We start from the raw sequence: 19,622 nt of genomic DNA on the forward strand, positions 1-19,622 counted from the left end.
TCGCAGTGTTCGCGCGCGAACGCGTCGGCTACCAGCTGCATGAGATCACTGGTGTCGCATCCCCGTGCAGCCGCCCAGGAGCGCGTTCTCGCCGTTCAGGTAGTCCGCCTCGATTGTGGCGGCGCCCCTGCTCGGAGGCTGCCACTCAGCGCCGGCCACGGTTCCAATGATCCCCGGGGTCGGAGGAGGGCCGCCCCGTAGGCGGCATGCTCCGGCCTGGCTGCCCATGGGTGGGTGACGGCTTGTCATGGGGCGGCTCCCTCAGGCATGTTCAAGCCAGTGGTATCGTTAACACGCACTGATCGGAGTCTGGGTGCGGAGGTGGGACCGAGTCAATGCCCGTGCGACGCCTCTTCTGCGAGACGCCGCAGAACTGCGGTTGCGCTTCTCCACGGCTGTCAAACCCCTGGTTCGTAGCGCCGTTCACCATCCCCCCGAAACGCCGGCCATCCCTGCGAACGGAAATCATCCGCTGGGATGGCGGAAGCAGCCGGCGCCTGATCCCCGAAGGGGAGCTGCCGGCCACAAGCCGGCGAACATGCGGGATCGTCGACGCCCCGGCAGCTCGATCCTCCCCGTAGGCGCCATGGTGGTAGGGGAGTCCACTTGCATCGCTCGCCAGGAAATCCCGCCCGCGACCGCACCGCGTCCAGCAGCTGCCGGTGACAGAAGCCCTCGGGCCGCCCGATCCCCGGAACCACGCCAGCACCGGAAGCAACGGCCAGATGGCGTCCTATTCCGCGTCCGACATATCCGAGGGATACGCCGTCGGCCGGGTGACTCCTGATGAGACGGGCGCCGGACACGGGTGGAAGCGGCCATCAGTCACTCGGCGGCTGGGCGCGTAGCCCCGCTTGCCGCAGGCCGATCGTCGCCAGGTCGGCGATGACCTGTTCGTCGCGGCGCCGCCACGCCTCCGCGAAGCCGCCGGGTGGCGTGGGCAGGGCTTCGAGTTCGCGTTGCGAGCCGACCAGGACGCGCAGCGCGAGGATGTCGGCGCTGCCCGGACCAGCGGCGAGGCGTCGGGTGACAGCGCTGCGGCGGATCCAGCGCAGGCGCGGGGGCAGCCACAGCAACAGCACGAACACCACCGGGATGACGATCAGGGCGACTGTGGTCACCGTCGCCACGTGGCCCACCGTGTCCTGGAGCGAACGGCCTGCGTCGGCCAGCCCGGTGCCTGCCTCGGCGGCGGACCTGAGCGGCTTCTTCAACTGGCCTCCGACGAACGGTACCTTCGAGGCGGCGTCGCCCGCGGCGACGAGTCCGTCGGAGAGGCTGTTGCCGGCGCTCTCCGCCTTGCGGCCCGGATCGGCCAGTCGGCTGATCGCGTCGTGCACGGCCAAGGCCAGCTTCACCGCGGCGTAGATCAGGGCCGCCGCGATCAGGTCTGCGAGGACCTGGCGGCTCCGACGTGCCGGGGTCTGGGCGTAGAGGCGCATAAGGCGTGCTCCTTGTCCGGTAAGGCATCGGCGGTCGGCGGCTGCTCGTACGGCTACCCCGATCGGCAGAGCGGGACGCCGTTCCCACCGTCAGCCCATGGGCCTTCAGCGGATTCTTGCGAGGAACCCCGGGCGTTCTCGCCCGGGAGGAATCGCATCCCAGGACTGTGGCGTGGCGTGCCGCAGCGACCTGCTGCAGGCCATGATGGCCGCGAAGCGGCCGTGTGACGTTCCGGCGGAGCCGGTGAGTGCTCAGTCGGGACGTTTCTGGTTCTCGATGTACTCCGTTGTGACCCTGAGTGGGGCGCCTCCGGCGCAGGCGGGGAAGTAAGAGGGGGACCAGAAGTGGTCGCCCCAGAGGTAGCGGCGGATGTGGTCGGGGAACTCCTGGCGCAGTCGCTGGGCGGAGACGCCCTGAGGGATCCGACGAGGCGGGAGAGGGCACCTTGGGCGGGTAGTGGACCAGGAGGTGGACGTGGTCGCTTTCGCCGTTGAACTCGGTCAGTTCTGCCCCGAAGTCCATACACACGTACCGCATGACCTCCTCGCGGCGGTGGAGGATCTCGTCGGTGAACGGGCCACGTTGGTATTTCGGAGTGAAGACCAAGTGGGTGTGGAGGTGCAGACAACCCTTCTACCCCTCCTCAGATTGGGGTTTGGCTCCCATCTCGGTGACATGGGTCAATTTTGGACTCTGGGCCGGCCGGGTGAAGCTGGTGGTGCGGGTGAAACTGCTGCCGACGCCGTTGCAGGCGCAGGACCCTCTGGGCGATCACATGCCGCGCTGCGCCCAGACCCGCGATTGGGTCACATGGATGTGCGTCTACTCGCCGCGCCGTCGTACGTTGGCGATTCACATTCCCAGCTGCACAGGCACGCCGCTCTCAACGCCGTTGGCCCGCCCTGGTGGTGCGCGTCCGGCTTCGTTGACAGCCGCACGCCCCATCCGGCTTCGGTGGGCTCGAGGCGGTATTCGGGGCGTGAGCGTGAGATGTCGATGGGCAGGGTGGGTACGCCGTGTCGGCGGGCGTCGGCGACGATGACCCGCATCGGCCACATCCCCGGATCGTGTTGAAGCCCGGCATTTAGGGCGGCGGGGTGGTGGGCCTTGAGCCATGCGGACTGGACGGCTGGCGCGGCGAAGGCGACGGAGTGGGCGCCGCAGAATCCGTAGGCGCCGAACTCTTTGATTACGTCCCAGACTTCGTCGACCACGGTCGCGACGGGTGTGAGTAGTTGAGGTAGAGAAAGTGCCGCTGAGATTGATCTTGCTGGAGTGGGTCTACTTCGTCGGCGCTTCGAGTTGACGGGGCACGGCGCCTGCGCGCAGCTCGCGCAGGTCCGCGATGTGGTTGTACAAGGTGACCGGGGGGACGCCGAGCAGTTTGGCGATCGAGTTGATGGAGCGGCCCGGGTCGGGCAGCAGGTCGTGGGCGGCACGGATGAGTGCAGCGCACGACCCGGCGAGCACACGTACGGACCGCGGCCCGGCGCCACGGTCCGTACCGGCGGTGCAGCGCTCAGGTCGTCAGCGGGCCTGGTTCACCGTGCCCAGGGCCTGCGCGAGTCCGGGGCCTGCGCGAGTCCGGTGGCCCACAGCTGGTCGACACGCGAGCGCTCGGTGGCGTTCGGGTAGCGGTTGGTGCAGGACGGGCCGGGGCCGCCGCCCGACATCAGTTCACTGCACGGCCCGCTGTAGTTGTCCGGCAGGCCCAGCACGTGCCCGGTCTCGTGGGTGGCGACGCGGACCGAGTCGTTCTGCCGGCTCTGGGTGTAGTCGAGGAAGATGTAGCCGCTTCCGTGGCCGTTGGTGGAGGCGTAGGACCCGTCTGGGGCGTTGCCCTCGTAGTACGAGAAGTCGGCACCACTCGACGCCGCCTGGAGCTTGACGTTGGACTCGGAGCTGTTCCAGATCGAGGCCGCGCTCGATATCTGAGAACGGAAGCTCGGTGCCCGGGAGGCGTTGTAGTAGACGGTCACCGCCTGCGCGTTCGGCTGGGCGGCGCGCTTCTCGGCGACCGATTTGAGCACGGCCTCGAAGAACGCCTTGTTGTTCGCAGCCTCCTCGACCGACCCGGCGTACCGCGCCACGGAGGTACCGGCGGCAGCGGACGGGGTGGCGGCCGCCTGGGCGCTCGCCGGCACCGCCGCGCCCAGCGCGCTGGAGGCCAGACCCAGGCCGAGAGCGAGGGCGAGGAGCCTCGCGGACGTTCGAGACAACTTCATACGGGGGACTCCTACTCGCTCGGTGACGCCGAGCGCCCGGTGCGTGGTCGACTCTGCGTCAACACCGGTTCCGAACTGCGGCGACGTCCTGTGTGGGTCGTCATTCTTAGAACGGCTCGACAGGGAGCACAATGGGTCCCGCCACTACGTCGCCTCGTAGGTCCCGGGACCTCGCCAGGGCGGTGTGCGGGTCTTCGGTCCCGCGCATGGAGGCAGAGGGGAAGCTGTCGCGGCGTCAGAAGTGTTACCCCACGGGGCAACGGGCGCGCGAGCCGGCCGGGCGGAATCCCGGGACGCGCGGCAGGATCCAAATTAGGCACAATCGGACAAATGCCCAAATGTCCGCCATGCCACATCTACTATGTGTGCCGGTTGATTGACGGGACGCTGTGACCGATGTCATAGAACATGGGCTTCCGTTCCTTTCGCGCCCCACCGGCCCCGGGTCGCCCCCAGGGAGTCACCCTCGGCGCTGGGCGGCATCCCTCATCGCTGAGCCGCCGCCGCTCAGTCCTGATCAGGATGGAGGCCGGGCCCGCCGTGCAGCCCTGCGAGCGGCGTGGGGGAGAGGTCGGTGGGTTCCTCGCCCGCCTCCAGCAGCGTGTCCGTCGCACCCACGATGAGCGGGTGCGGCTTCCCGACGACCGCATAGCCCTTGGTCGGGTAGGCGCACCGATCCAGCAGGCTCCGCATGGCCTCGATCCGGCCGCGTCGTTTGTCGTTGTTCTTCATGAGGTCCACGGCGCGTGCGCGGTCTCCGTGGCCCGGCACCCAAATCAATCTCGGCGGCACATTCTGTACCTCAGCCACTCACACCCGGGCGGGGGCACTCGACGTGTTGTTGGCCCCGCGAGCGCTGTCCAGGGTGTGGGTGATGAGGATCGGATCCTCTCCAGGCACGCTCCTGGCTTCAGATTCGTTGGAACCTCGAGCGTGTGAGGCGCGTGGGGATTGGCGAGCGCGTGGGTGGAGTGGCCGTGGGGCGGCTCCGCGCATGCTCGGCGTCTCAGGTCTGGTCCTGGCGTCTGAGAACTGTTGATCGCGAAGGAGAGCCTGTGATCGTCTGGGTGAACGGGGCATTCGGCAGTGGGAAGACCACCTTGGTGGAGGCGTTGCATCTTCGATGGCCAGAGGCGCTGGTGTTCGATCCGGAGATGGTTGGATTCGTGCTACGCGAGGTCGTGGAGGTGCCGACCGGTGATTTTCAGGACTTGCGGCAGTGGCGGCGCCAGGTCGTCAACATGGCTGCGGGCCTGGTAGAGGAGTACCAGCGGCCTGTGCTGGTGCCGATGACACTGGCGAACCCGGCTTATCTGGATGAGATCTTCGGCGCCCTGAAGGACGCGGGCATTCCGGTTCACCATTTCTTCCTGAAGGTTCCTCAGGACGTACTGGTCCGGCGGATTGACGGGCGGAGCGTCACCCCTGATGATCCTGCGAAGGACGAGAGGGTCCGTGCCTGGTGCAAGTCCAAGATCGCGTCGTGTGTGGCCGCAGTCGATGCCTTGCCCAAGGAAACCGCGATATTGGATGGCCAGTTGACGCCGCAGGAGCTGGCTGACGCTGTGCTCGCGGGAGTTGGCGCGGAGCCGCACCTGTGATGGGAAGGAATGTGCCGGGGCCGGTGACCGTCAGGTCGCCAGGCCCTGCTGCCTCAATGAGGATCAGCCGGCTTCGGCTCGGGCTCGGATGCTGTCGAAACTCGTGCACATCGCCCGACCGTGGATCTGGGCGCCTCCCAAACCTCGGTGACAGAGCGCGGTTCGTGGTCGCCATCCTCTACCTGCGGAAACTGTGCACCCTGGACGTCCATGCCGATGCGCTGGGCGACGTGAGCAGGTCCTCGATCGGGAACGTCGGCCGAGAGATCCGGCCCCTGCTTGCGGAAGCCGGACTCCTCCCGGCTCCGGCCACCACCCGGTACCGCATCGCCTCGGATCTCCTCGCCGCCGCAGACGAGCACACCGACACACCAACAAGTTGATTCTTTACAGCTTCCATAGGTGTGGCATCGCTGACCCGGAGTACCGCGCAGGGTTGTGCCGATCACATCGACGAGGCCGGAACGCGCGTCGGGGATGACGGATTGTCCGCAACTCATGTATGCACGGAGACATGATTCGCCACAGGTGCACACACTGCCGAGCTGCGTGACCTGAAGGGATGAGGCGCAGTCCTAACTGATGGTTTCAGAATGAAGTTCATTGTGGGGCTTGGCGGTTGGGTGGTGTGTCGGCAGGATTTGGTAGGTGTCTGCTGACCTTGTGCCTGATGATCTGTGGGATCGCGTCGTGCCGCTGTTGCCGGCTCGTCCGGCTCGGCGGCACCGGTATCCCGGGCGGTTGCCGGTGGATGACCGGTCTGCGTTGCGGGGCATCGTTTACGTGCTGTGCAAGGGCGTGAGCTGGCGGGACGTTCCCGCGGAGCAGGTCGGCTGCAGCGGGGTGACGGCCTGGCGGCGTCTGCGGGACTGGACCGAGGCGGGTGTCTGGCCCCGGCTGCACGAGGTGCTGCTGGCCGAGTTACGGGCTGCCGGGTTGCTCGAGATGGACGACGCGGCGATCGACGGATCGCACGTGCGTGCCCTCAAAGGGGGGCTCACACCGGACCTTCGCCGGTCGACCGGGCCCGGCCCGGAAGCAAGCACCACCTGATCGTCGACCGGCAGGGCACCCCGCTCGCCGTCTCTTTGACCAGTGGAAACCGTCACGATGTCACCCAGCTCATGCCGCTGCTGGACGCCGTACCCCGCATCCGTGGCCTACGTGGCCGACCCCGCCACCGGCCCCGGCGGCTCTTCGCCGACCGCGGCTACGACTACGACAAGTACCGGCGTCTCGTCCGCGCCCGTGGGATCACACCCAAGATCGCCCGCCGCGGAGTCCCGCACGGTTCCGGCCTGGGCAAGACCCGCTGGGTCGTCGAGCGCACCTTTGCCTGGCTCCACCAGTTCAAGCGGCTTCGGATTCGCTACGAGATACGTGCCGACCTCCACCTGGGCCTGCTTCAGTTCGCCTGCAGCATCATCTGCTTGAGACGACTCCGAACCTCATTCTGAAACCATCAGTAAGGGCACTGTGAGTAATCTGTGCTGGTCAACGTGGAGGTAGGGGCTTCCTTCGATGGAGTCACAGCCGGCGCGGGAAGGTAGCTGGCCGGCGGTGTGAGTGCTGTGCGCAAGTGTGCCGGGCCGGAGATCCCTTGTATTTCCACCACCTCACGGCTGTTCAAACCTCAACCAGCCAGAGGCGTTGGGCCGACCTGGCCCCATTCGGTGGGGTCTACGGCCCTGCCGCTGGGAGGTATGGCCCCTCTTGTTGTGCGCACAGTGCGGGGGAGAATGGAAAAGGAAGGGAATAGCCCCTTCCTCTCAAGGACGGCGAGGGGCACGGCGCGGCGAGGGTCCCGTTGCGCCGCCGTGCGGGGCCCTTGTCGGGGACCACGAAGGAGTCGCCTTGCCGTTGAGGCTGCGGCCTGGGTTCGGTTGTCACTCCAGCCCCCGGACCGGAGCCGACCAGCAGCCACCAGGCTCAGCGAGGACGGACGTGAGATGACCACACCATCACGTGGACCCGAAGAAAGGAATTTCAGCGACCCGCTGAGGGCCACGCAGGCCGCCACCGTCATGCTGGACGAACAAGGACGAGTGACCGGATGGAGCCGGGAGGCCGAAGCACTGCTCGGCTACCGCGCGCAGGAGGTGCTCGGACAATCGATCGACACGCTCTCGGCACGGACGGATGGGGACCGGACTGGAGAGTGGCTCACGCAACTGTCCAATTCCGAGCATTTTCACCACGTCACTTTGCGTCATCGTTCGGGTCGCCGACTGCGAGTGGCGGCAGCTTTCTGTCGGCTCCCCGACACGGTGGAGGGACCGACCGTGTTGCTGTCCCTTGAGGATGCCGAGGAGTTCAAGGATCGGCAGATGCAGCAGGCCATGGTGCACGGCATTGCCACTCAAGCGACCGTGGCGCTAACGATCTACGGCACCGACCTGCGCGTGGCGTGGGCGAACACCGCCGCCCGGCAAGAACTCCCCGGGCCGTTCGCCCAGTACCTGGGGCGCAGTAAGGATGAGCTGTATCCGGGAAGCCAGATGCTCTCAGCGCAACACCCGTCCTCGGTCACGCAACTCATGAGTAGTGTGCTCGATACCGGACAGAGCGTGAGGGGCCTGCATTACCGGGGCCGCCCCCCTGCCGATCCCGGCCGAGAGCATGTGTGGTCGCTGTCCTACTACCGGCTACAGGACGCGGAGGGTCGGCCTCTGGGGGTGTGCGAGGAGTCGGTGGACGTCACCGACCTACACCAGGCGCAACGCCGCCTGGCCCTGCTGAACGAGGCCAGCGTGCTGATCGGCAGCACTCTCGGCCTCAGCCGCACGGTCGAGGAGCTCGCGGAGGTCCTTGTGCCCCAAGTCGCCGACTTCACCGCCGTAGACCTTCTCGGCGACGTGCTGGGCAGCGGGGAACTCGCCGCGCCGTCCTCCGACCGGACCGGCGACATGCGCCGGGTCGTCCACCGCTCAGTCAGGGAAGGACTGCCCGAGGCTGTAGTCGCGCCTGGCCAGACGGTCGGCTACCCGGCAGGCTCCCCGCAGTGGCAGTCCCTCGCGACCGGCCGTCCCATCCTGAACGCCGTCCTGGACCTGTCCAGCCCGTGGCTGCTCCAGGACCCAGTGCGCGAGTCACGCATGCGCAGGGTGGGTATTCATTCCCACCTGGTGGTTCCACTCCGCGCCCGGGGAATCACCCTGGGGGTGGCCACCCTCATGCGCTGGCGCACTCCAGATCCCTTCACCGGCGAAGACCTGCTCCTCGTCGAGGAACTCACCGCCCGCGCCGCAGTCTGCATCGACAACGCACGCCGCTACAACCGCGAGCACCGCTCTGCACTCACCCTGCAGCGAAGCCTACTGCCGCACGAGCTGCCCGCTGATACAGCCGTAGAGGCTGCCTACCGCTATCTTCCCGCCGACATCGAGGCGGGGGTGGGCGGTGACTGGTTCGACGTGCTGCCCCTGGCCTGTGCCCGGGTGGGACTGGTCGTCGGAGACGTCGTCGGCCACGGCATCCGTGCCGCAGCGACCATGGGGCGGCTTCGCACCGCCGTCCACACCCTGGCCGACCTCGACTTGTCGCCCGAAGAGCTACTCGTCCACCTCGACGACCTCGTCAGCCGCCTGGCCGACGAAGCCGAAGCGGCGCACCCCACCGGCGTTGAGGGCGTCGTCGGCGCCACCTGCCTGTACGGGATTTACGATCCCGTCACGCGCCGCGCCACCTTCGCCCGTGCCGGCCATCCGCCTCCCGCCCTCGCCCATCTTGAGAAGGCAATGGAGTTCCCCGACATCCCGGCGGGTCCTCCGCTGGGGATCGGTGGGCTGCCGTTCGAGTCGGCCGAGATAGAAATACCGGAAGGTGCCCTCTTCGCCCTCTACACCGATGGACTGATCACGGCCTCGGACGGCGACGTGGACACCGGCCTCGAACGCCTCACCTTCGCGCTCGCCCATCCGGACCGTCCCCTGGAGGAAATCTGCGGCACCATCGAGCGGGTCTTGCTGCCCGACCATCCTGCGGACGACGTCGCCTTCCTCGTCGCCCGACCCCGCCCGCTCACTGCCGAGAGCGTCGCCACCTGGAACCTTCCCTTCGAACTGAGCTCAGTGGGACTGGCCCGCAAAATGGCCAGCGATCGCCTGACACAGTGGCGACTTGAGGAACTGTCGTTCTCCGCAGAGCTGATTGTCAGCGAACTGGTCACCAACGCCATCCGGCACGCCCACGGCCCCATCGCGCTCCGCCTCATTCGCACCCGCAACAGACTCATCTGCACCGCCTCTGACACCAGCAGCACCTCTCCACACCTGCGACGGGCCAGGCTGAGCGACGAAGGAGGCCGAGGGCTATTCCTCGTAGCCCAGTTCGCACAGCGTTGGGGCACCCGGCACACCGCGGAAGGCAAGGTCATCTGGGCCGAACTGGCCATCCCCCAGGCCGAGTACGGGGGCGAAGCCAGCAGCGAATCCAACATGACACCGTAAGGCGGGGACGGGGTTGCCTCGAAGTGGGCGACCGCTGGTGATCTTTCCCCGACGAGGAAAGGCTTGCCGGGAAACAGGGCGCGCTTGAAGCGCTCCGGGTCTGATGGAGGCTCGAGCCTCTGAGCGGATCGAGTCATGCCGTGTCCCGATTTGCTGGTTTGAGTGTGGTTCATGCTCCGCGCCATGTGGGAGTGGATTCGGCGGTGAGTCTGCGGGTCATGACATTGATCATCGCGAGGCGGATCATGGCTTCGGAGTGGTGTGGGTGGGTCTTGTGGTCGCGGGCCAGGCGGCGGTGCAGCATGAGCCAGCCGTAGGTCCGCTCGACCGCCCAGCGTTTCGGGATGGGGGTGAATCCCTTCCGGTGTGCCCGTCCCCGTCGTGGGTGCCTGGTTGTCGGGGGACAGGGCGGTGCCGGGGGTGGTGCCGCAGCGGCGGATAATCGGGCGGTCTCCTGCGCCGGGGGCTTTTGGGTGGTGGTGTCGGCGACCACGAGGAACTGGTCGCTGCCGAGGTCCATGACGACCCGGGCTTCGGTGCCCTGGTCGCGCTGGGCGGCGTATTCATGGGTGGTTCGGTAGTGACCTCGGTGACACGGTTGGTGAGGCGGTTCATGAACGTGATCACCTGCGAGTCTTCCCCTGCGGGGCTGCCAACTCCGCTGCCGACGCCGAGTCCTGGACCTGGACCACCACCGACGAGGAGACCCGTGCGTGAGTGACCTTGGCACCCCGCATGGACGCGGCCACCGCTAGCGTCATCGCCGAGACCAGCCGCACCGACGCCACACGGTGCGAGACCGAGGCGGGCCGCAGTCTCGCCGTGCTTCTTCGTCAGGCGCTTGTTGGCGGCAGCGCGGCGCATCAGATCAGCGATCGGTGCGGCCTGGCCGGAGTCGATGTACCGCTCGGCCTCGCCAGCGCTTTCCAGGAGCTCGGTGAGGGGCCGGTGGGCCTCGGCATGACCACGATGGTCCTTCCAGCGGCACGTGGTGTGCCACCCGTCCAGGTCTTTCAGGCCGCTCGGCTCCGCCGCAAGACGCCGAGGTGGCCTCAGGTCACGACAACCCGTTCATGTCACACAACGCCGTGCAGGCCCTGAAGCCGTCGGAGCTCCCGCGGTTCGGGTCTCTAAAATGGGGCATCAGGGAGCCTGACGATCGAGACATCATGGATGTCAGCCCGTTGCCGCAGGCCGGGTTGAACGGCATCTGCGATGACGGCCCCTCCGTCAAGGCCCCCGAAGAGCAGACCACCAGCACGTACCACGGCAAGGGTGACGCGGTGGCCCGTTCTTGGATCGGGGCACTTCATGCCTGAGGCGCTCAGGATGCTCGAAGGGGTGGCTCCCGTCCGCGAATCCGGTCCCTCGACTGCTGCTTCGACGGCCCTTGGTGATCGTGGGATGGAGCCCCTCATCGGAGTCCCAGCTGCTTGGTCATGAACTGTGCCATCTGTTCGGCGGGCGGCCGGATCACCCCGAGTTGAGCTGCGATCTCTTGCAGGCACGCCGGTTCCAGGGCGGCCAGTGGGGCGATGACGTCCTCGGCGAAGCCGTGGGCCAGGGAGCGCTTGACCAGGTCGAGTGGCGGCGGGGAGGTGACGGCCGCGGCGAGGGCTAGGCAGAAGGCCTCGTCGTCCTGGAGGTCGTCGATGAGAGGGAGGGCCTCGGTCAGGAGGCCTGCGTCGAGCATTGCTTTGACCATGTCGGTGAGGACGACCTCGGCCAGCACTTCGCTCAGTCGGCGGGCTTCGGCGTGGTAGCGATCCCAGAGGCGTAGGCGGACGACTGCTTTCAGCGGCACGGTTTGGGTCCCGTAGCCGGCGCCCGTGACCAGGGCGGCGTGCTGCAGCGTATCCCGAAGGCGAGTGAATTCCTCGGTGAGGCCGGTGGCCCGGCAGGCCGCGGTGAGCCAGGGACGGGCCCAGAGGCCGCTGTCCAGCGTCACGCCCGGGTCTGCGGTTCTGGCGAGTTGAGCCGTGACGTCGCGGCACAGGGCCTGGTGGCCGGCGTCGCACATCTCGACAATCATCGCGGCGGCCTGCTCCTGCCTGCGGACGAGGTCCTGCGGGGAACTCGCGGGCGCGGCCAGGGCCGTTTCGCGGATCAGGGAGATCGCCGCGGGGATGTGGTCCGACAGCAGGTGCGCGCGCAACTCGAGTATGCGGCCCGGGAGGTCGGCCTTGGCGAGCCGGCGGCCCAGATTGAGGGCCACGTCGGCGTGCCCGGCCCGGAGGTGGAGGGAGATGAGCTCGTGGGTGACGCGGGTGAGCCGGAGGGTGGTCAGGCCGGTGCGGTTCGGGGGCGTCGGGGCGGTCCGTGGGTACCTCGACGGTGTGGCATGGCGCCCCGAACGGGAGACCAGGAAGCTGAAGTTGACGCACGATCATGGAGAGCGGGGGCCGGGTTCCGAACTGCCAAAAACGGTGGGTGAACCGGGCATGGAACCCGGCCGTCCCCCCGGCCCACGACTCGACTTGCTCCATCCGACACAGCAGATGCGGTCGCTGCATCAAGCGGCATGGACCACCCTTGGCCGCCGTGCCGAGTTCTTGTCATTTCCCACGACGGCCAGGGCTTGGGTCTCTGTGGTCTGCGCGCTGGAGAGGGCGTGAGCGGGTCAGGAGAGCCAGTCGGTGTAGCGGGTGGGAGTGAGGTGGGCGTCCTTGTCGGTGAGGACGTCGCCCTTGACGACGGCGAACATGCCCGCGGTGGGGTCGGTGACGACGGTGCGGTTGTCGCCCTTGTGGGACAGGGTGATCCGGCCCAGCTCGTCCAGGGTGAAGATGTCGGGGCCGGCGATGTTGCGGATGCCGTTCAGCGGGGCGCCCGCGGCGACCTCAGCCACCGCATTGGCCACCTCTTTGGAGGCGATCGGCTGGATGGGGGTGGCGGGGAGCCGGACGGTGTCGCCGTCGGTGGTCCAGGACAGAACGGCGTCCATGAACTCCATGAACTGCGTGGCCCGGACGATCGAGTAGGGGATCGGCCCGGCCGCGAGGATGGTCTCCTGGAGTTCCTTGGCCCGGTAGTAGTCCAGCTCCGGCACCTGGTCCGTGCCGACGATCGAGAGGATGACGAAGTGGCCGACGCCGCCTTTGCGGGCCGCGGCCAGAAGGTTGTCCATCGAGGTCTGGAAGAAGGCCGGGGAGGCTTCGTCGAAGGTGGGGGAGTTCGTCAGGTTGACGACGACGTCGGCTCCTGCCACTGCCTCGTCCAGTCCCTGGCCGGTGATGACGTCGATGCCGGTGGACTTCGAGTGCGGTACCGCCTCGTGCCCGGCGGCGGTCAGGTTCTTGACGACCTGCGACCCGATGAGTCCGGTACCACCGATGACTGCGATCTTCATGGCATGCCTTTCATGGAGGTTATGTGCGGAATATGGCATATGAACAGCTACGTGGATGGGGCAAGAGACGGCGCTTCGATCAGTCGCGGAGGGGCGCCGTCACAAGCCGTCGGCGAACGTGACGGTCTCATCGAGCGGCGCCCGGCCTATACGGGCGTCACGTGCGGTGACGTCCTCGAACCCGATCGACATGCCACAGAAGAGGACGAGCTCTTCCGGTGGTGACAGGACCTCCGCGACGGTCTTGTGAAACTTCGCCCATGCCATCTGCGGACAACTGTGCAGCCCTTCGGCACGGAGCAGCAGCATGACGGTCTGCAGATACATGCCGACATCGGACCATTGGGGCCGTCCCTGGGTGCGGTCTATGTAGCAGAACAGGGCGGCTGGCGCGCCGAAACAATCCCAGTTTGCGGAAGAGGCCCTTTGACGCGCCGCTATGTCCTCGCGCGGAATGCCGAGTGCGCCGTAGCGCTGCTCACCGAAGGCGGACCGGCGTTCGCGGTAGGGGGACTTCATTGAGGGCGGGTACATCTCATACTCCGGCTCGTCCCAGGTGTCACCTGCGGCCAAGCGCTCGCCGGCACGCTTCTTGAGCTCGGCCAGAGGTGCACCGGTCAGCACGTAGGCGCGCCACGGCTGGATGTTCGATCCGGACGGCGCCCAGGCTGCGGCGGACAGTACGCGCTCCAGTACCTCCCTCGGAACAGGTTGGTCGGTGAATCCGCGCACTGCTCGTCGGCTCGTGACCGCCTCGTAGACGTCCATGATCGCCTGACTCCGGTTCTGCTCGACGTGGCCATCTTCGTTTCACACACGATAGTATCAGTCGATACCATCTTGAGTGAAACGACTCCCTGGCATGAACCCGCCGCACGCGGCTCCCTGCCCCGCGCACCGCACATTGGAGAAAACCCATGGCCACACTGCTGCACATCGACTCGTCCGTGCTCCCCGGCGAGGCGTCCTCGTCCCGTTCGGTCACGGCCGCCTTCCGCAAGGCCTGGGAGGAGCAGCACCCGCAGGGCGCGGTGGTCTACCGCGACCTCGCCGCCGACCCGGTCCCGCACATCACCGCCGACGCCTGGTCCGCCGGTTACGCCGCCCCGTCCGAGCGCACCCCGGAGCAGTCCACCGCGTTCGCCGCGCGCGTGCAGCTCATCGAGGAGCTGGAGCAGGCGGACGCCGTCCTGATCGGTGCCCCCATGTACAACTTCTCGATCCCCTCGACCCTCAAGGCGTGGCTGGACAGCGTGCTCCTGCTCGGCCGCACCGCCGGCGAGACCCCCTCCGCCCAGGGCACCCCCGTCATCGTCGTCGCCAGCCGCGGCGGCTCCTACGCGCCGGGCACCCCGCGCGAGGGCTACGACTTCGTACAGAACTACCTGGAGGCCGTCCTCAAGGGAACCCTCGGCCTGGACCTCGACTTCATCGTCCCGGAACTCACCATGGCCCCCCGCAACCCGGCCATGTCCGAACTGATACCCCTCTACGAGGCGTCCCGCCGGAGCGCCTTCGAGGAGGCGACCACCAAGGCCAAGGAACTCGCGGAGCGCCTCGCGGCGTAACGCCCGGGCCATGGACGCCGCGTGACGCCTCGACCCAGGACGTCACACGGCGTCCATGTCGATAGCGCCCTTTCCACATTGGCGCTCTGTCCCTGATGGCCGGGCGGCTGAGGGCGGCCGGGGCGTTCGGCCTGCCGGCGGGCCGCACATCGAGACGACGGCGGGCGAGGGTGAAGAGCACGCCGTCGGCCAGGTATGCCGCGCGGACAGCTCGGTCCCCGTCGGCGACGAAGCCCAGACCGCCCCCCGTAGCCAGGGTCGGCACGCACCAGCGATGGCCGCAGTTCAGGGCTGGGTTCGCCGCGAAAGCCGCATGAGGCGAAGCGTGCCCACACGGCAGGCAACTGGTGCGCGGGTGCGCTTACGCGTCTCCATCTGCGGGATAGGCAAACCGGGTCAGCAGATCCGTCAGCTGCTCGGGCTCGCCGGATCGCAATTCGGCAACCAGACGCTCGGCCAGCGGCTCCGCCGCAACATGGGCTGCATCGAAAAGCTCGAGCCCCTGATGCGTGATCTCCACCGCCCGCACCCGCCGGTCCCCCGGAACGGTCTTGCGTACGGCCAGCCCCCGACGCTCCAGGTCGTCCACGACCCGCATGATTCCCGCCTTGTCCGACCCCGTCGCCGCCACCAAGTCCCGCTGCACCGTGGCCCCGCGGTCGACGAGCACGATCAGCACGGCAAAATGCCGCAACTCGATACCGAGCGGCCGAAGCGCCTCCTCCATCACCGCGGCCGCTCGCCAGTGCGCCCGGCGCAGCAACAGGCCGAGAGCGAAAGGCGAGGCATCCCCAGGGCGGTCGGTCACACGCAAGGGGGCGGTCCTGTGAGGAACGTCAGCGGCCATGAGGCCACATTACAGCCATCTATTCGTCCGATACGGTCTCATTTGAAACTAAGAGTGCTACGCCAGCTGTGGCCCTGTTACCTCACGCCTGTAGGACCTCGCCAAGACCACAGGGGCGCGGTGGAGGTGTGCTTCCAGATCGCCAAGGGCGAGTGAGGCCGACACCATTGCCAGGTGATGCGCTCAACCGAGCCTGGCACCGGCACATGACCCTCGCCATGGTGGCCTGACCTACCTGACCGCCGTCCGTGCCCAAGCAGCCGGAAAGAGGGCAGCGGGAGCGGGGAACACGACGGCATCCATCCCAGCGTTCCGGAGATCCGCCGGTTGAACGGGAACGTCATCGCCCCCTTCCCCAGCAACGAGCACCGCCTGCATTGATCACGCTTCCGACGTGACGGTGGCCGGCCTCATCGACCACCAGGACGCCGTGCCGCTGGTGTTCGGCTGGGTGTTGGTTTTTGCTTGGTGGGTGTTGGTTCTTGCGTGCGGTCAGGTTGTTGTCTTGTGGGTCGGTGAAGGCGTGTCTGCTGTGCGGAGGACTATGAGTGCGTTCTCCAGCGTGGCCACGATGGCGAAGGGGAACCGGTCGAGTTCAAGGCAGAGTGCGATGTCATCGGGGTGGACTCCTTGACGTACACCCTCTGCCAGCTCGGTGGCGGCGCGTGACTCGCGGGCGCGGCGGAGGAACTCGCCTGCATTCGTGCCGGCCTGGGCGGTTTTCCGGGCGATGTATTGGGCGCACGCGAGGTCTTCATCGGCCTGGCCGTTCTCGCCGGTGATCACGAACGTGACGTTGTCACTGTTGTTTGTCTGCAGGAGCCGGGCAGTTGCCTCCGCCACCACGAAGCTGGCACACAGCACCAGTGACGCCTCCTTGACCGCGAAGACGCCGACCGTCCCTGCCGTGGTTTTCTGCACAACGGTCCGTCCGGCAAGGTCGAGAGAGCGCATCAGGCCCGGTGAGTTGAGGGTGTCGAACCCGGGCGCGGGCGGACCGTCTTTGAGCGCCACCCAGTCCGGGTGGCGGGCTTTGAGGGCGAGGGCTTCGTCCAGCGACTCGGCAAGAACGATCTTTTCCGCTCCCTGGGCGAAGGCCCAGGCAGCCACTGTGAAGGCACGCATGACGTCGACTACGACTGCCACGGACGGGGTTTCGACCAGATCGGTGATGCCAAGGAAGCGGGCGTTCATTCGGTCATGATCGCGTATGCCGGACCCGAAGCCCCCGGGCAGTGATACGCATCACGTCACCGGCAGGCCGAAGCCAGAGCCTGTTTGTGGGAACTGCGCGAGTTGTGGCGGTTGGGGATTGGTGAGTGGGTGGTTCGGGCGGGGCTCGGTTCCCGTGCGGTGGTGAGCGGTTCGAGGATGGCGAGTCCGCGCTCACGTGTTCCGTGCCGGTGGTGGTGGCTGCTCATTTCCTATGGGTCGGGTCTCGATGAGCGTGACGCGGATATGGCACCGACCGGGCCGGGGGAGGGAGTTGTGGCTGGGGTTGGTGGGCCGGGTTTCGGATTATTCGGCTGTGTCGAGTTTTACGTCGAGGTTGTGTGCCGTGTTCCAGAATTCGGGGTCTGCTTTTTGGAGCCGGGTGGCGGCGTGTTCGAGGTGGCGGCGGGCGGCTGTGCGGGCTGCTTTGGCGTTGCCCTGCTCGATGGCGGTCAGGATGGCGTGGTGTTCCTCGCGGACGGCGTCGTAGAAGTCGTTTCGGCGGGCTTCGTTGGCGCGGGTGACGCGGATGCCGCTGCGGGAGACCTCGCCGAGGTAGCGGAGGGTGGAGACCATGACCGCGTTGCCGGTCGACTCCGCGATGGAGCGGTGGAAGGCCAGGTCCTGGTCGGCGCCGTCGCCGCCTGCCGCGACGGCCGTGTCGATCGCGGCCAGGGCTTGGCGCATCCGGGCGTGGTCGTCGGGGGTGGCGCGGGTGGCGGCGAGTTCGGCCGCCTCGCCCTCCATGGCGCGGCGGACCTCGACGATCTGCAGCACCTTGGCCTTGGTGTCGGTGGTGTGGGTGGTGTCGGCTTCGAGGTCGAGTGGTCGGGTGCGCGGGGGCAGGACGAAGACGCCCCGCCCCTGGCGCGCCTCGACCAGGCCGGCGTTGCTCAGCCGGGACACGGCCTCGCGGATCACGGTGCGGCTGACGCCGAGCTGCTTGACCAGTTCCACCTCGGTCGGCAGCTTGTCGCCCGTGGTCAGCCGTCCGGACTCGATCTCGTCCGCGAGCATCGCGGCGACGCGGTCCGCGAGCCGGACGGGCCCGTCCACCTTGGTAAACATGGTTGTCAGTCTATCGGTGTGGGCTTGGCCGCCCAGGCGGTGACCGCCTGCGCGTGGTCGGCGGTGTACTGGTGCAGCACGGCTGCGAAGTCCGCGTCGGGCTCAAGGCCGAGCCGGGCGGCGCGGGTGTTGTCGAAGACGGCCGGCCAGGAGCCGACGATGGCCTCGACGGCCGGGTCCGGGGCGATGTTCACCAGGTCGGCGACGCTGTCCCCGGCGACCTGACGCAGCGTGTCGAGGATGTCGGCGACTGTGACCGTGAGGGCCGGGAGGTTGACCGGGAGGCTGCCGGACAGCTGCCCGGGGCCCTCGCCGCGCTCGGCCTGGGCCACGCGCAGGATGCCCTCGACGGTGCGGCGCGGGGAGGCGAGGGCGACGTGCAGGTCCGGGCTGACCGGGCAGGTCGCCTCGAGGCCGGCGAGTGGCTCGCGGACGATGCCGGACAGGAATCCGGAGGCTGCCGCGTTCGGCTTGCCGGGGCGCACCGAGACTGTCATCAGGCGGGTGACGCGGCCGTCGAGGAAGCCGCGGCGGGTGTACTCGGCGATCAGCTGCTCGCAGATCCGCTTCTGGACGCCGTAGCTGGACTGTGGCGTGGGCAGCGTCGACTCGCTGACGACCTCCGGAAGCGGCAGCGCGGCGTCCGAGCCGTAGACGGCGACGCTACTGGCGAAGACCACCCGTACGGTCACACCGCCGGCGGCCGACTGGGCGCGCGCGGCCTCAAGGAGGGCGCGGGTCGTGTCCAGGTTGGCGCCCATGCCGAGGTCGAAGTCCGCCTCGCACTCGGCGGAGACCGCGGCCGCGAGGTGGATGACCACGTCCACGGGCTGCGCGAACAGGTCGCCGAGGCGCTCGGTCAGGTCGCCCTGGACCACGTCCACGAGCGGGTCGGCGGCCAGCGGCGATCCCTGCGGTACGAAGAGGTCGGCGAGCACGAGGCGGGTGATGGGGGCGCCGTCGAAGGTGCGCTGCTCCAGCAGGGCCTCGGCGACCTGACGGCCCAGGAAGCCGAAGCCACCCGTGATGACGATCCTCATGCTTTGTCTCCTTGGAACTTGTTCAGCCAGCCGAGACCTTCGCTCGTGCCGGCCTTGGGGAAGTACTCGCAGCCGATCCAGCCGTCGAAGCCCAGCTCGTCGACGACGGACATGAGATGACGCAGGTTCAGTTCCCCGGCATCGGGCTCGTGGCGGTCGGGCACGCCTGCGATCTGGAGGTGGCCGACGCGGCCGGTGGGCAGGTCGCGGCGGAGTGTGGCGGTGAGGTCGCCCTCGACGATCTGGCAGTGGTACAGGTCGAGTTGGACCTTCAGGTTGGGGGCGCCCACCTCCTTCACGACCGTGTGGGCGTCGGCCTGGCGGTGCAGGAAGTAGCCCGGCATGTCGCGGCCGTTGATCGGCTCGATCAGGATGTCGACGCCGACGGTCGCTGCCTGGTCGGCGGCGTACGCGAGGTTCGACAGGTATGTCGCGCGGTACGGCGCCGGGTCGGCGCCCGGCGGTACCAGGCCCGCCATCATGTGCACGCGCGGGCAGCCGAGCGCGGCGGCGTACTCCAGGGCTCGGTCGACGCCGTCGCGCACCTGCGCCTCGCGTCCGGGCAGCGCCGCGATCCCGCGCTCACCGGCGTCCCAGTTGCCGGGCGGTGCGTTGAACAGGACCTGCTGCAGGCCGTGCGCGTCGAGACGGCGCCGCAGTTCGGTCGCCTCGTATGCGTACGGGAAGAGGTACTCGACGGCCTCGAAGCCGTCGGCTGCGGCCGCGGCGAAGCGGTCGGGGAAGTCGTGTTCGGGATACAGGGTGGACAGGTTCGCGGCGAACCTCGGCATGGTGACTCCGTAAGGTGTGAGGCAGGCTCG

At 67.8% G+C, this 19,622-nt stretch carries 17 protein-coding genes and 4 pseudogenes; 6 read left to right on the plus strand and 15 right to left on the minus strand.

Translation table 11 applies throughout. The features are described 5' to 3' along the window. Window positions 1-821 precede the first annotated feature (821 nt). From OHA58_RS38585 to OHA58_RS38610, 6 genes and pseudogenes are all read right to left on the minus strand, one after another. Window positions 822-1,442: a hypothetical protein gene (locus OHA58_RS38585; protein WP_405484629.1), complete on the minus strand. Its 621-nt coding sequence runs from the start codon at window positions 1,440-1,442 to the stop codon at window positions 822-824. A 252-nt stretch (window positions 1,443-1,694) separates the two neighbouring features. Continuing rightward, window positions 1,695-2,120 (minus strand): annotated as a pseudogene (gene tnpA, locus OHA58_RS38590) (IS200/IS605 family transposase). 249 nt (window positions 2,121-2,369) lie between these two features. Beyond that, a pseudogene (locus OHA58_RS38595) lies at window positions 2,370-2,657 on the minus strand (DNA polymerase III subunit alpha); the annotation flags it as partial. A gap of 67 nt (window positions 2,658-2,724) precedes the next feature. Beyond that, window positions 2,725-2,913 carry a hypothetical protein gene (locus tag OHA58_RS38600; protein ID WP_405484631.1) on the minus strand — a complete coding sequence of 63 codons (189 nt, stop codon included), beginning with the start codon at window positions 2,911-2,913 and terminating at the stop codon, window positions 2,725-2,727. Between the two features lie 71 nt (window positions 2,914-2,984). Continuing rightward, the gene (snpA, locus tag OHA58_RS38605; protein ID WP_405484633.1) at window positions 2,985-3,668 is read right to left on the minus strand and encodes a snapalysin; all 684 of its coding nucleotides are present in this window, start codon (window positions 3,666-3,668) and stop codon (window positions 2,985-2,987) included. A 507-nt stretch (window positions 3,669-4,175) separates the two neighbouring features. Next, window positions 4,176-4,435: pseudogene (locus OHA58_RS38610) on the minus strand (polyphosphate kinase 2); the annotation flags it as partial. Between the two features lie 288 nt (window positions 4,436-4,723). On the opposite strand from OHA58_RS38610, the gene OHA58_RS38615 reads away from it, so the two are divergent. From OHA58_RS38615 to OHA58_RS38630, 4 genes are all read left to right on the plus strand, one after another. After that, on the plus strand, window positions 4,724-5,269 hold the full coding sequence (locus tag OHA58_RS38615; protein ID WP_405484635.1) for an AAA family ATPase: 546 nt from the start codon (window positions 4,724-4,726) through the stop codon (window positions 5,267-5,269). Window positions 5,270-5,433: 164 nt separating this feature from the next. Continuing rightward, window positions 5,434-5,652, plus strand: a complete 219-nt coding sequence (locus OHA58_RS38620) for a hypothetical protein (protein WP_405484637.1) — start codon at window positions 5,434-5,436, stop codon at window positions 5,650-5,652. A gap of 265 nt (window positions 5,653-5,917) precedes the next feature. After that, window positions 5,918-6,726 (plus strand): IS5 family transposase gene (locus tag OHA58_RS38625; RefSeq protein WP_405475107.1). Its coding sequence is split into 2 segments (ribosomal slippage): window positions 5,918-6,257 and window positions 6,257-6,726, totalling 810 coding nucleotides; the frame shifts between segments, so codons are not numbered across the junction. Window positions 6,727-7,218: 492 nt separating this feature from the next. Further along, window positions 7,219-9,717 (plus strand): SpoIIE family protein phosphatase, encoded by a 2,499-nt coding sequence (locus tag OHA58_RS38630; RefSeq protein WP_405475770.1) that lies wholly within the window; start codon window positions 7,219-7,221, stop codon window positions 9,715-9,717. A 169-nt stretch (window positions 9,718-9,886) separates the two neighbouring features. Here the strand turns inward: OHA58_RS38630 and OHA58_RS38635 are convergent. Beyond that, a pseudogene (locus tag OHA58_RS38635) lies at window positions 9,887-10,081 on the minus strand (IS5/IS1182 family transposase); the annotation flags it as partial. A gap of 709 nt (window positions 10,082-10,790) precedes the next feature. Here OHA58_RS38635 and OHA58_RS38640 point away from each other — a divergent pair. Continuing rightward, window positions 10,791-11,036: a hypothetical protein gene (locus tag OHA58_RS38640; RefSeq protein WP_405475767.1), complete on the plus strand. Its 246-nt coding sequence runs from the start codon at window positions 10,791-10,793 to the stop codon at window positions 11,034-11,036. 95 nt (window positions 11,037-11,131) lie between these two features. Here the strand turns inward: OHA58_RS38640 and OHA58_RS38645 are convergent, their stop codons facing one another. The 3 genes from OHA58_RS38645 to OHA58_RS38655 form a co-directional block, all read right to left on the minus strand. Beyond that, window positions 11,132-11,932 (minus strand): hypothetical protein, encoded by an 801-nt coding sequence (locus OHA58_RS38645; protein ID WP_405475764.1) that lies wholly within the window; start codon window positions 11,930-11,932, stop codon window positions 11,132-11,134. Window positions 11,933-12,337: 405 nt separating this feature from the next. Next, entirely contained in the window at window positions 12,338-13,066 is a 729-nt protein-coding gene (locus tag OHA58_RS38650) for an SDR family oxidoreductase (protein WP_405475761.1), read from the minus strand. A 99-nt stretch (window positions 13,067-13,165) separates the two neighbouring features. Next, the gene (locus OHA58_RS38655; protein ID WP_405475758.1) at window positions 13,166-13,834 is read right to left on the minus strand and encodes a nitroreductase; all 669 of its coding nucleotides are present in this window, start codon (window positions 13,832-13,834) and stop codon (window positions 13,166-13,168) included. Between the two features lie 149 nt (window positions 13,835-13,983). On the opposite strand from OHA58_RS38655, the gene OHA58_RS38660 reads away from it, so the two are divergent. Beyond that, window positions 13,984-14,634 (plus strand): FMN-dependent NADH-azoreductase, encoded by a 651-nt coding sequence (locus tag OHA58_RS38660; RefSeq protein ID WP_405475755.1) that lies wholly within the window; start codon window positions 13,984-13,986, stop codon window positions 14,632-14,634. Between the two features lie 361 nt (window positions 14,635-14,995). Here OHA58_RS38660 and OHA58_RS38665 read toward each other — a convergent pair whose 3' ends face one another. From OHA58_RS38665 to otnI, 5 genes are all read right to left on the minus strand, one after another. Beyond that, window positions 14,996-15,481 (minus strand): MarR family winged helix-turn-helix transcriptional regulator, encoded by a 486-nt coding sequence (locus tag OHA58_RS38665; protein WP_405475753.1) that lies wholly within the window; start codon window positions 15,479-15,481, stop codon window positions 14,996-14,998. Between the two features lie 492 nt (window positions 15,482-15,973). Further along, window positions 15,974-16,675: a 2-phosphosulfolactate phosphatase gene (locus OHA58_RS38670; RefSeq protein ID WP_405475751.1), complete on the minus strand. Its 702-nt coding sequence runs from the start codon at window positions 16,673-16,675 to the stop codon at window positions 15,974-15,976. A 324-nt stretch (window positions 16,676-16,999) separates the two neighbouring features. After that, window positions 17,000-17,761, minus strand: coding sequence for a FadR/GntR family transcriptional regulator (locus OHA58_RS38675; protein WP_405475748.1), 762 nt, complete (start codon window positions 17,759-17,761; stop codon window positions 17,000-17,002). Between the two features lie 5 nt (window positions 17,762-17,766). Further along, window positions 17,767-18,801 carry a D-erythronate dehydrogenase gene (denD, locus tag OHA58_RS38680; RefSeq protein WP_405475746.1) on the minus strand — a complete coding sequence of 345 codons (1,035 nt, stop codon included), beginning with the start codon at window positions 18,799-18,801 and terminating at the stop codon, window positions 17,767-17,769. After that, the gene (gene otnI, locus OHA58_RS38685; protein WP_405475743.1) at window positions 18,798-19,592 is read right to left on the minus strand and encodes a 2-oxo-tetronate isomerase; all 795 of its coding nucleotides are present in this window, start codon (window positions 19,590-19,592) and stop codon (window positions 18,798-18,800) included. The genes denD and otnI overlap by 4 nt, the downstream gene beginning before the upstream one ends. Window positions 19,593-19,622: the final 30 nt, after the last annotated feature.

This window comes from Streptomyces sp. NBC_00009 (assembly GCF_045040855.1).
GTDB classification, from domain to species: domain Bacteria; phylum Actinomycetota; class Actinomycetes; order Streptomycetales; family Streptomycetaceae; genus Streptomyces; species Streptomyces aureus.

Excerpts from the sequence above, each read along its gene's own strand:
- OHA58_RS38640 (WP_405475767.1), top strand. The coding sequence starts at position 10,791 with ATGTCACACAACGCCGTGCAGGCCCTGAAGCCGTCGGAGCTCCCGCGG.
- OHA58_RS38670 (WP_405475751.1), bottom strand. The coding sequence starts at position 16,675 with ATGAACGCCCGCTTCCTTGGCATCACCGATCTGGTCGAAACCCCGTCC.
- OHA58_RS38665 (WP_405475753.1), bottom strand. The coding sequence starts at position 15,481 with ATGGCCGCTGACGTTCCTCACAGGACCGCCCCCTTGCGTGTGACCGAC.
- otnI (WP_405475743.1), bottom strand. The coding sequence starts at position 19,592 with ATGCCGAGGTTCGCCGCGAACCTGTCCACCCTGTATCCCGAACACGAC.
- OHA58_RS38630 (WP_405475770.1), top strand. The coding sequence starts at position 7,219 with ATGACCACACCATCACGTGGACCCGAAGAAAGGAATTTCAGCGACCCG.
- OHA58_RS38585 (WP_405484629.1), bottom strand. The coding sequence starts at position 1,442 with ATGCGCCTCTACGCCCAGACCCCGGCACGTCGGAGCCGCCAGGTCCTC.
- OHA58_RS38655 (WP_405475758.1), bottom strand. The coding sequence starts at position 13,834 with ATGGACGTCTACGAGGCGGTCACGAGCCGACGAGCAGTGCGCGGATTC.
- OHA58_RS38660 (WP_405475755.1), top strand. The coding sequence starts at position 13,984 with ATGGCCACACTGCTGCACATCGACTCGTCCGTGCTCCCCGGCGAGGCG.
- denD (WP_405475746.1), bottom strand. The coding sequence starts at position 18,801 with ATGAGGATCGTCATCACGGGTGGCTTCGGCTTCCTGGGCCGTCAGGTC.
- snpA (WP_405484633.1), bottom strand. The coding sequence starts at position 3,668 with ATGAAGTTGTCTCGAACGTCCGCGAGGCTCCTCGCCCTCGCTCTCGGC.
- OHA58_RS38675 (WP_405475748.1), bottom strand. The coding sequence starts at position 17,761 with ATGTTTACCAAGGTGGACGGGCCCGTCCGGCTCGCGGACCGCGTCGCC.
- OHA58_RS38650 (WP_405475761.1), bottom strand. The coding sequence starts at position 13,066 with ATGAAGATCGCAGTCATCGGTGGTACCGGACTCATCGGGTCGCAGGTC.